The organism is Streptomyces sp. URMC 126 (assembly GCF_051386555.1).
GTDB lineage: Bacteria > Actinomycetota > Actinomycetes > Streptomycetales > Streptomycetaceae > Streptomyces.
In genome coordinates this window covers 1-10851 of record NZ_JBPQTX010000241.1, presented here as the reverse complement: position 1 = coordinate 10851, position 10851 = coordinate 1, and the positions used below count along the sequence as shown (strand labels likewise).

Below are 10851 nucleotides of genomic sequence, written 5' to 3'. Positions count from 1 at the left end.
GGTGCGCCCGACCCGCGCGGCGGGCCGTCCGGCGCCCCCGTGCGGGCCCCCGCCTCCGCCCCCGTGCCCGCGCCGGCGCAGGGCGGCCGGCACGCCGCCGCGCCCGCCTTCGCCGACGACGGCGCGGTACGGCTCTCCGGCGCGCGGCTGCCGATCGGCCCCGGGCCGCGCGTCGCCGACGCCCGAGAGCCGTACGCGCCCTCGGCGGCCGGCACCGCCACCGGCTGGGTCCGCCCGCCCGGCGGCACGACGTCCCCCGCGCCGGCGGTGCCCGCGGCGCCCCCGGCGCCCGAGCCGGCGCCCAACGCCACGGTGGATCCCGCCCGTTGGCGGCCCTGGCGGTTCCGGATGTCCAACGACGTCTGGGGTACGCCCGTCGTCGCCGGCGACCTCGTGTACGTCACCTCCTTCGAGGTGCACGCGCTCGACGTGGCCAGCGGACGACGGCAGTTCAAGACCCGCGACGTCGCCTGGGCCATGGCCGTGGCCGACGGCCGCATACACGCCTCCGACGGGCCGACGCTCTACGCCCTCGACGCCGCCGACGGCGCGGAGCGCTGGCGGCTGTCCACCGACGGCTGGGTGTACTCGCTCGGCGTCGACCGGGGCACGGTCGTCACCGGCACGCGCGGCGGCGGCGCCCAGGCGTGGGAGGCGGCCACCGGCGAGCTCCTCTGGGACACCGCCGGCCTCCAGACCGACTTCGAGACGCCCGACTGCGGACCGGCCGTCCAGGACGGCACGGTCTTCATCTGGTCCGACGCCCGGCTGCGCGCCCTCGACGCCCGCTCCGGCACCGAGCGCTGGTCCTACCCGGTCGGCGACACCGGCTCCTGCGGCGGCGTCCCCGTCCGCCTGCACGCCGCCCCCGACGGCGTCGTCTACGTCGCCGCCGGCACCCGCCTGCTCGCCATCGACACCGCGCGCGGCGACGTCCGCTGGCGCTTCGAGGCCCCGGCGGTCTTCCTGAGCCCGCCCGCCGTGGGCAGCGGAGGCGTCTACGCGGCCGACTACCTCGGCACCGTCTACGCCCTCGACGCCGCGGGCGGCCAGGAGCGCTGGCGCATCGCCACCGAGGCGCGCCAGTCCACCGAGCCCGTGCTCGTCTCCAACGGCCTGGTCCACCTCGGCAGCGGCGGCGCCCTCTACACCCTCGACGCCGTCACCGGCACCCCCCGCTGGCGCTTCGCCGCCGGCGGCGACATCGTCGGCTCCCCCGTCGTCGCCGACGGCCGCGTCCACTTCGGCTCCGCCGACCACTGCCTCTACGCCCTCGACGCCACCGGCGGCCAGCTCCGCTGGAAGCTCGCCACCGGCGGCGAGATCACGGGCACGCCGCTGGCGGCGGGCGGCGTCGTCTACGCCTGCAGCAAGGACCGCTGCGTGTACGCCCTCGACGCGGCGAAGGGGACGGGGCAGGCGCGGCGGTGAGGTGAGGGGCGCGTGCTCCGGCGCGTCTTCTGAGCCCGTCGGCCGGCGCCCCGGCGTCAGTTCCCCGGCGCGTGGGGCCACTCCCCCCCAGGGGCGGCCCCACGCGCTCGTCGGCTCGAACGCCGGAAGCGCCGGGCGGCGGGCGGCGGAGCCCGGGCGGCCGTCGGCGGGGCTGCCGCTCGGACGGCGGGGAAGCGACGTCCTGCCGAGTACCCGCACGAACCGGGCATGGTGCGATGCGCCGTACATGGCATCGGTGTTCTCCGGAGACCTGCGACGTCATGCCCGGTGAAACCGTGCCCGTGACGGCTTCGGTCCATAGGCGTCCTTCCGGCTCGGCGAAATAGAGAGGACGGATGTCAGTGGTGGCCCTCATGATGGGGGCACTGGTCATTCGATTCCGGGCCGGTGATTCGCATCCCCTCTCGCGCCTGCGCTGACAGGCGACTTCGGCATGGTCCGACGAGAGATGTCAGAGCCCGGTGGTCAATGGAACGGAGGCAGCATGATGCGGTGGAGCGGGATGGCGACGAATGCCCTGTGGTGCGCGGCCGTTCGCGGTAGTGGCGATGACGAGCATGTGGGGTTCTCGGCCCGCCGGTGAGTGGCGCCCGGATTCTCAGGTCGCACAAGGGTGAGATCGTCGGAAAACATAGCAAGGCAACAGCAACAGCAGGGTGGTATCGCGTAGTTCATAACCACCTGGGGGCCCGGCGCAGCGTCCTGAGACGACGGCGCCGGCCCCCGCTCGCCCTCGAACAGAGAGTGAGCAGAATGGTGAAGGCCGTGGTGCCGATCGGGAAGTGTGCCGCGGAATGCCGCACAGTGTGACTCCTTTCTGCGGTCGGTGGACGGCCGAACAGGACTCTCGTCGAGCCGGCGTTTGTCCGCCAGAGCGAATGTGCTCATTCCCATGTCAGCGGTGCCCGATTGACGGACAATGCAGAGGTGCCCCAGAACAGTCGCCCCCAGGGAGGCGGAAGTGGGAAGGCCCGGGCGTCCGCAGGAAGGCGCGAGGGGAAGGAGCGCAGAGGCCAACGAACTCGCCGCTCTGTTAACAACGCCTAACACAATGAGTTGATCTGTCTGAGGCTGATCAGGCAGCAGCCGAGTTTGAGGAAGGCTTCGTGGATGTCGGCTCGTCTCTCCCAGCGGATGCGGAGGCGTTTGAAGCCGTGGAGCCAGGCGAAACTCCTCTCGACCACCCACCGGTAGGTGCCCAGTCCGGTGCCGTGCCGGGTCCCGCGGCGGGCGATGGCCGGCACGATGCCGCGCTCACGGACTCGTTCGCGGTAGATGTCGTGGTCGTAGCCGCGGTCGGCGAAGAGTGAGTCCGGTTTGCGGCGGGGGCGGCCGACACGTCCTCTCACTGGCGCAATGGCGTCGAGCAGGGGCAGGAGTTGGGTGACGTCGTTGCGGTTGCCGCCGGTGAGGATCACCGCGAGCGGGGTGCCGTGCCCGTCTGTGATCAGGTGATGCTTCGAGCCGGCCCGGCCTCGGTCGACCGGCGAGGGGCCCGTGTGGACCCCCCTTTTAGCGCTCTGACGTGGGAGGAGTCGACCACACAGCGGGACCAGTCCAGCCGGGAGGCCGCGTTCAGCTTGGCCAGCAGGACCTCGTGCAGCCGTTGCCAGACTCCGGCCTCGTTCCAGTCCCGCAGACGGCGCCAGCACGTCATGCCCGAGCCGAAGCCCAGCTCCTTCGGCAGGTACTCCCACTGGATCCCGGTGTGCAGTACGTACAAGATCCCGCACAGCACCTCCCGGTCCGGCAACGGCTTGCGGCCCGGATACCGGAACCTGCGCTCGCGCTGCGGCAGGAGCGGCTCCAGGTGATCCCACAGCTCATCCGACACGATCCACGGCGACATCCCCACAGAGGACCGAACGCCCAACTCTCGCCCTGGACACGGCAACCAGGAGCGATCCACCTCATTGTGTTAGCCGCTATAAGGAGCGTGACGCCCGACCTGACGGTACGCCAATTAGCCGCCCGTTACGCGGTCGGTAAGACCGCCTGGAGCGAGTACCGGTCGGGGGCGCGGACGATCCCCCTTCCCCTCCTGCGGAAGGTGCTCGACGACATGGTCCCCGACGCGCGGGCGAGGGACCGGTTGTGGCGGAGGGCGAGAACGCTGCACGCCGCCGCTACGAAACGGGACGGTGCCCCGGCGCCGGCCGCGCCGTACGGCTCCCCGGCGAAGCCGGGAGCCGGCGAAACGGCGAGCGGCCGGGACGGCGGGCCCCTGCTGGCGATACTCGGACCGGTCCGGTACCGGCGGGGAGACGAGCGGGTGCCCGTCGGCCCGCCGCAGCGGTGCGCCCTGCTGGCCGCCCTCCTCCTGCGCGACGGCCGCGGCGCCACCCCGGCGCAGCTCGTCGAGGACCTCTGGGGGGCGAACCCGCCTCCGTCCGCCGTCGCGGCCCTGCGCACCCACGCGTCGGGGCTGCGCAAGATCCTCGGTGGAAAATCCGTGCCCCTCAGCGACTCGGGCGGCTACTCGCTGCCCGTCCGGAGGGGGCTCGTCGACCTCCACCACGCCGAGGACGCGGCGGCCGCCGCCCAGCGCGCCTTCCGGGCCGGAGCGCCGGCCGAGGCGCGTGAGCTGTTCGCCGCCGCGCTGTCCGTCTGGACGGGCGAGTCGCTGGCGGGGGTGCCGGGCCCGTACGCCGAGGCGCAGCGCGCCCGGCTGGAGGAGTGGCGGCTCACCCTCCTGGAGTCCCGCCTGGAACTGGACGTCGCGTCGGACCGGTGCGCCGACACGGTCTCCGAGCTGACGCTCCTCGTGGCCGAACACCCGTACCGCGAGCGGTTCCGCGAGCTCTTGATGCTCGCCCTCCACCGCGGCGGCCGCCGGGGCGAGGCCCTTGCGGTCTTCACCGACGCCCGGCGCTTCCTCGTCGGGGAACGGGGCATCGAGCCGGGGCCGCGGCTGACGGAACTGTACCGTCGCGTGCTGGCCGCCGACCCCGGACTGGTCGAACCCGGACCGGGACGACCGCAGGGCGCCGTTCCGCTCGTGCGACCGGAACAACTTCCCGCGAGCACGGTTCACTTCACCGGCCGCGAGTCGGTGGCGGCCGAGATCAGGGCGCACCTGACCTCGGCCGGCGGGACCGGCTTGTGTGCCGTCTCCGGGGTGGGAGGCGTGGGGAAGACCGCCCTGGCGCTGTACGCCGCGCGGGGTGTGCGGGAGTGCTTTCCCGATGGGCAGCTCCACACCGATCTGCGAGGTGCCGGGGATGAGCCGGCGGATCCGCACACGGTGCTCGGGGCCTTCCTCCGCGCCCTGGGGATGGTCGACGCGGCCATTCCCGGCGGTACCGACGAGCGGGCGGCCCTCTACCGGTCCCTGCTGGCCCGGCGGCGTGTGCTGGTCCTGCTCGACAACGCGCGGGACGCCGCGCAGGTACGGCCCCTGCTGCCGGGAGCCGAGAAGAGCGCCGTGCTCGTGACCAGCCGCACCAGGCTCGTCGATCTGGAGGACGCGCACCTCGTCGACCTGGACGTCCTACGCCATGACGAGGCGCTCGGCCTCTTCGCCCGCGTCGTCGGCGAGGAGCGGGCGGCGGCGGAGCGCGACGCCGCGCGAGAGGTGGTGGCGGCCTGCGGCCGGCTGCCGCTCGCCCTGCGCATCGCCGCCTCCCGGCTGGTGGCCCGCTCCTGCTGGGACATCGGCACCCTCGCCCGCCGCCTCCGCGACGAACACCGCCGGCTCGACGAACTGCACGTGGGCGACCTGACGGTGACCGCGGCCTTCGGCATGGGCTACGGCCACCTCGACCCGGCCCAGGCCCGGGCCTTCCGCCTGCTCGCCCTGGCCGAAGGGCCGGACATCTCCCTCGACGCGGCGGCGGCCCTCCTGGGACTCCGGCCCCACGTCGCGGAACGGGTGCTGGAGTCCCTCGTGGACGCTTCCCTCCTGGTGTCCGTCAAGGCGGGGCGGTACCACTTCCACGACCTGGTACGGCTGTACGCCCGGTCCCGCGCCGAACAGGACGAGACGGCCGAGGAACGAGCGGCGGCCCTCTCCCGCCTGCTGGACTTCTACCAGGGCATGGCCCTGTACGTGTATATGCTGGGCCGCCCGGGCGACCGCTTGCCGGACCACGTGACCGCGGCGCCCGTTCCCGACTCCGCGCCCACGGACCTGACGGCGGCGGCCGAATGGCTCATCACCGAGACGGACTGCCTCCTGTCGTGCGTCCGGTCACTGGCCCGAGGCGCCACTCTGCGCAGGGCGGTCGACCTGCTGTACACGGCGCGGGACATATCCGAGTCCGGGCCGGGGCAGCGCGATTACCTGGAAACGGCCTTGGCGGCCCTGGAGGCCACCCTGGCGGAGCGGGACGCTTTCGCCGAGGGGCGGGCGCACCTGGTGCTTGCAGGGCATTTCGCCGTGGTGGGGGACCTTGCCGCGGCGGTGGAGCACGCGGACCGGTCGATCGCCTTGTCCCTTTCGGAGAACGACCTGCTGACGCGGTCCCGCGGAGTGAATGTGCGGGGCATCGTCGCCCTTTACCGAGGAAACCCCGACGAGGCGACGCGATGGTTCTCGACGGCCCTGGAGGCATTCAGGGCGGAAGGGGACCGCCCGGGCGAGGCGAGTGTGCTGAACAATCTAGCGATGAGCCACTCGAAAAACGGAGACGGTGCCCGTGCGTTGATCCTCGCCGAGCAGGCCCTGACCATTCACAGTGAGCCGGGGAGCCCGTCGTGGCGTCGGGCGAACAGCCTTTACACCCGCGGCCGTGCGCTGGCGGAGCTCGGCCGGTACCGAGAGGCCGTCCGGGACTACACCCACGCCCTGGAGATATTCCGGGACTGCCGGAAGATCCGCTGGCAGGCCTGGTCCCACTGGCGCCTGGCCCAGGTTCACCTCGCCGAGGGGATGCCCGCACAGGCCGCGCGCCACGCGGAGCTGGCCCTGTTCTTGGTGAGATCCCTGGGCGCGGACCGGGTCGAAGAGGAACTGCTCCACCTCTTGGCCGATGCCCTGGACCAAGTGGGGCACCCCGGGCGAGCGCGGGCCTGCCGCGAGGAGGCGACCTCCTTGTCGGACCGGCGGTCGCAGGGCTTGCATGACCGCATTGGGCGACCGGGCCGACGGGAGTGACGCCGATCAGGCCCCGGTGCTTTCCGAATGCTCGCCCTGCGGGACGTCGCCCGACTTCGCGTCCCACCCGTACCCGGCGCTCGCCGTGCTGGAGATGTGCTCGTCGGCGGAGGCGGTGAGCGTCCCCATCGCGGTGAGGGCGCCTGCGGCGGCGAGGACGATCGCGGCCGCACGGAGGCGGTGCGGTAGGGATCGGGTCATCGTGACTCCTGTGATGTGGTGGGTCTTCAGGGAATGGGCTGGGCCCGCGTCTGCTGTGGGGCGGTGTCAGGGCGCCGCCGCCCGACTCGGGAGCCGGTGCCGACGGAGCCCCCTCCGCGCCGTCGACACCGGTTCCTCGGCCGTGGTCGCGGCTCCCCTCCATGTCCCCCGAGGAGCCGCGGCCCCGCCTCTTTCAGGAGCGGGGGTTCCGTCCCCTCCGGAGTCGGAACCCCCGTGCCGGCCGACCGGATGTCCGGTTCCGGCGACTTGTCGCGATCCGGACTCAGACGGGCTCGGATCCGATGTGCTCGTCCTGCACGACGACCGGCGCGCCCTTGCCCTTGTCCCCCTTGGCGGCGACGGGCGCGGACACGGCGGTCGGGTTGTTCACCTGCTCGTCCTGCGGGGCGGGCGTGACGGGCGCGAGGTTGTGCTGTTCGTTCATGGTTCTCAACTCCGTTGTGGATGCGAGTCGTACGGTGCGACGGAGGACTGAACAGCCCGCCCGGCAACTCCCCCGAGGGCTGCCGGACGGGCGGATTCGGGCGTTCCCCGAATGAGGCCTTGCCCCGACCCGCCTGCCCCCCGACGCGACGGATCGATGCAATGAAGAATGCCGTACTCGGATAAACGATCGATGAACGGCCTGCTGGGAGGCCGTTCGGCCGGTGGCGGGGAGCCGCGGCCCGCGGGACCGGGGGCCTCAGGCGGATACGGAATCGAGCAGCCGGTGGACCTCCGACGCTTCCGCCCGGGCGCCTTGCTGCTGGAAGACGGACAGCGCTTCCGTCCAGCATGCCCGGGAGCGTTCCGGTTGTCCGAGCGCGGCGAGACACCGGCCGAGCACCGTGAGGATGCTGCCCCGGCGCCACTCGCCCCCGATACCCCGCACCTGGATCAGCGCCTGCTCGGCGTGGGACGCGCCCTGCGCCGCTTCCCCGGTCTCACAGTAGAGCTCGGCCATGCGGTACAGGGTCCAACCCTCCCACATGCGCTGGCGATGGGTGCGGAAGATCCTGAGCGCTTCCCCGTACACGCGGAGGGCGCTCGCGTGGTCGTGCGCGGTGGCGAGGATCAGGGCGTAGGTGTACAGCGAGTTCGCGACGCGCCACGTGCTGTTGGTCTCGCGGTAGATGGCCAGGCTCCGTTCGGCGAGCGCGACGGCCGAGCGAGTGCGTCCCGTGTCGGCGTGCACCCGTGAGAGATTGCTCAAAGCGCTCGCCTCACCGGGCCGGTTGCCGTCCTTGCGAAACCACTCCAGGGCCTGCTCGATATACCGCTCGGCGTCCTCCAGCCGATGCTGGTAGAAGGCCGCGATGCCGCGGATGTTCGAGGCGTAGCAGCAGGGCAGAGCGTCGTCGTTGGCGAGCCCCAGGCGGACGGCGTGCATGGCCTGTTCGTCGGCGGCGTCGAACTGTCCGGCCAGGCTGTGGACGTGGGCCAGTACGGTCCGCGCCCGCCCCTCGGCCCGGGTGTCACCGGCGGCCTGCGTCGCCGCGAGCAGGGCGGTGGCCACCTGCCGGTACTGCCGTGAGTGGGCTCCCGACTCGGTCAGGTCCTTCGCGGCGCGCAGGAGGTCGACCGCACGGCGGAGCGCGTCGCCGCCGGCGTCGGCATTCTGCCATGCGCATGCCAGCAGAGCGGGCGCCTCGGCGTACAGCCAGTCGCTGGCCTTCTCACTGTCGGCGAACACCAGACCCGGGTGACGCGTGGGAGTCAGGTGCTTCAGCAACTGCTCGCCCGGCCGCTCCAGCACGTACACCCCCGCCGCCGTCGACAGGTAGAAGTCCAGCAGCCGGTCCATCGCCGCCTCGCGTTCGCCCGGGGTCTGTTCGTCGCGTTCGGCGCAGGAGCGGGCGTAGAGGCGGAGGAGGTCGTGGAAGCGGTAGCGGCCGGGGGCGGCGGATTCGAGGAGGGAGGCGTCGACGAGGGTTTCGAGGAGCTCCTCCGTGGTGTCGGTGTCGAGGTCGAGGACGGCCGCCGCGGCCGGGAGGGAGATGTCCGGGCCGTCGGGGAGGCCGAGCAGGCGGAAGGCGCGGGCCTGGGCCGGTTCGAGCTGGCCGTAGCCGAGTTCGAAGGTGGCCTTGACGGCCAGGTCGCCGGCGCGGAGTTCGTCCAGGCGGCGGCGTTCGTCGCCGAGCTTGCGGGCGAGGACGGACACGGTCCAGGTGCGGCGGGCGGCGAGGCGGGACGCCGCGATGCGGATGGCCAGCGGCAGGAAGCCGCAGGCGGCGACGGTGTCCATGGCCGCGTCCCGCTCGGCGGCGACGCGTTCGGTGCCGACGATGCGGGTGAAGAGGACCAGGGCCTCCTCGGGGCTCATCACGTCCAAGTCCACCAGGTGCGCGCCGGCCAGGTCGACCATGCGGGTGCGGCTGGTGACCAGGGCCGCGCAGCCTTCCGTGCCCGGGAGCAGCGGGCGGATCTGGGCGGCGTCGCGGGCGTTGTCGAGGAGGGCGAGGACACGGCGCCCGTCGAGGGTGGAGCGGAAGAGGGCGGAGCGCTCCTGGAGGCCCTCGGGTATCGCCGAGTCGGCGACACCGAGCGCGCGCAGGAACGCGCCGAGGACGGCCTCGGGCTCGGCGACGACCGGACCGGTGCCCTGGAGGTCGACGTACAGCTGGCCGTCGGGGAAGAGGTCCCGGGCCGCGTGCGCCACGTGCACGGCGAGCGTCGTCTTGCCGACGCCCCCGATGCCGGCCACCGCGGACACCGCCATCACCCGGCCCTCGGCGGTCGCCAGCTGGTGGCTGAGCTCCTGGACGAAGGCGTCACGGCCGGTGAAGTCCGGGACGGTGGCGGGGAGCTGGGCGGGCCGGACGAACGCCGGTCCCGCGCCGCCGCGGTCCGCCGACGGGTGGGGCGCGAGGTCGGCGTCGCCGCGCAGGATGCGCTGCTGGAGCTCGGAGAGCTCGGCGCACGGCTCGACGCCCAGCTCCTCGTCCAGCAGCCGCCGGGTGTCGGTGTAGACGGCCAGCGCCTCGGCCTGCCGGCCGCTGCGGTAGAGGGCGAGCATCAGCAGTTCGCGCAGCCGCTCGCGCAGCGGATGGGCGGCGGTGAGCGCGGTGAGCTCGGAGACGGCCTCCGCGTGGTGGCCGAGTTCCAGGTCCAGGTCGAGCCGGGTCTCCAGCAGGCCGAGCCGCCATTCCTCCAGGCGGACGCGCTGGGTGTCGGCGTACGGGCCGGGGACGTGCGCGAGCGGCTCGCCGTCCCAGACGGCCAGGGCCTCGTTGATCAGGGCCCGGGCCCGGGTGCCGTTGCCCGCCGCGCGGGCCTTCTCGGCCTCGGCGGCGAGACGCTCGGCGGAGTCGATGTCCAGACAGCCGACGCCCGCCCGGAGCGCGTACCCGCCCGCCTCGCTCGCCAGCACGTCCGCGTCCGGCCCTAAGGCCTTGCGGAGGCGGGACGCGTAGGTGCGCAGCGCGGCGAGGGCCGCGTGCGGTGGATCGTCGCCCCACAGCGCGTCGACGAGCTCGGCGGCGGTGGCCGTGCGTCCGCCGCGCAGCAGCAGCGCGGCGAGCAGGGCCCGTTGCTGGGGTGAACCGGTCCGCAGTTCCTCGCCTCCGCGCCAGGCGCGGACGGGCCCGAGCACGGCGAAGCGCAGTCGCTGTCCGTGCCCTGTGTCGCCGGCCATCGTGACCCCCTGCTCGTCCTGCTCGGTGGCACCGGTCAGTCTGCCCTGTCCGGGGCCCCGGCGTCAGCACCGGTCCGGCCCTCTCCACAGGGCCTTCAAAGGCTGTGAACGGCGCGTCGCCGGAGGGCGGGAGGGCCGGCGCGGCGGCCCGGCGGAGGCACGACGTCCGCGTCCCGGCCGCTCCGGCGGGGGACGGTACGGGCGGCCGGACGGGTGCCGGGCAGCGACGTGAGCAGGGAGATGCGGCGGTACGGGCGCCCCAACTGCCGTCGTGCGCAGGGATGTCGTACGGGGAGCCCGTGCGGACGCGGGGGTGCCGCGGCGGGGTGCTCGGGGAGCCGGCGCGCGTCGGCCCGGGGGGCTGTCGTGGCCCCGGCGGCGTTCACAGGCCGTGCCGCGCGGCCGGATGTCGCCGTCGGATGCTCCAGGGGGGCGGGTCCGGAGGGTGACGAGAGTCGCAGCGGTGGGG

General features: G+C 73.4%; 5 protein-coding genes and 1 pseudogene. 2 read left to right on the top strand and 4 right to left on the bottom strand.

The annotated features are described in order from the left end of the window. Nucleotides 1-1431, top strand: a 1431-nt coding sequence (locus ACSNOK_RS24610) for an outer membrane protein assembly factor BamB family protein (RefSeq protein WP_436782943.1), incomplete at its 5' end; no start/stop codon positions are given. Nucleotides 1432-2495: 1064 nt separating this feature from the next. On the opposite strand, the pseudogene ACSNOK_RS24605 reads toward ACSNOK_RS24610, so the two are convergent. Beyond that, a pseudogene (locus tag ACSNOK_RS24605) lies at nt 2496-3301 on the bottom strand (IS5 family transposase). 201 nt (nt 3302-3502) lie between these two features. On the opposite strand from ACSNOK_RS24605, the gene ACSNOK_RS24600 reads away from it, so the two are divergent. Further along, entirely contained in the window at nt 3503-6547 is a 3045-nt protein-coding gene (locus tag ACSNOK_RS24600) for a BTAD domain-containing putative transcriptional regulator (RefSeq protein ID WP_436782942.1), read from the top strand. A gap of 6 nt (nt 6548-6553) precedes the next feature. Here ACSNOK_RS24600 and ACSNOK_RS24595 read toward each other — a convergent pair whose 3' ends face one another. From ACSNOK_RS24595 to ACSNOK_RS24585, 3 genes are all read right to left on the bottom strand, one after another. Next, complete coding sequence (locus ACSNOK_RS24595) at nt 6554-6748, bottom strand: hypothetical protein (RefSeq protein ID WP_436782941.1); 195 nt, start codon at nt 6746-6748, stop codon at nt 6554-6556. A 283-nt stretch (nt 6749-7031) separates the two neighbouring features. Continuing rightward, the gene (locus tag ACSNOK_RS24590; protein ID WP_436782940.1) at nt 7032-7193 is read right to left on the bottom strand and encodes a hypothetical protein; all 162 of its coding nucleotides are present in this window, start codon (nt 7191-7193) and stop codon (nt 7032-7034) included. 258 nt (nt 7194-7451) lie between these two features. Then, on the bottom strand, nt 7452-10382 hold the full coding sequence (locus tag ACSNOK_RS24585; RefSeq protein ID WP_436782939.1) for a BTAD domain-containing putative transcriptional regulator: 2931 nt from the start codon (nt 10380-10382) through the stop codon (nt 7452-7454). Between the last annotated feature and the right edge of the window lie 469 nt (nt 10383-10851).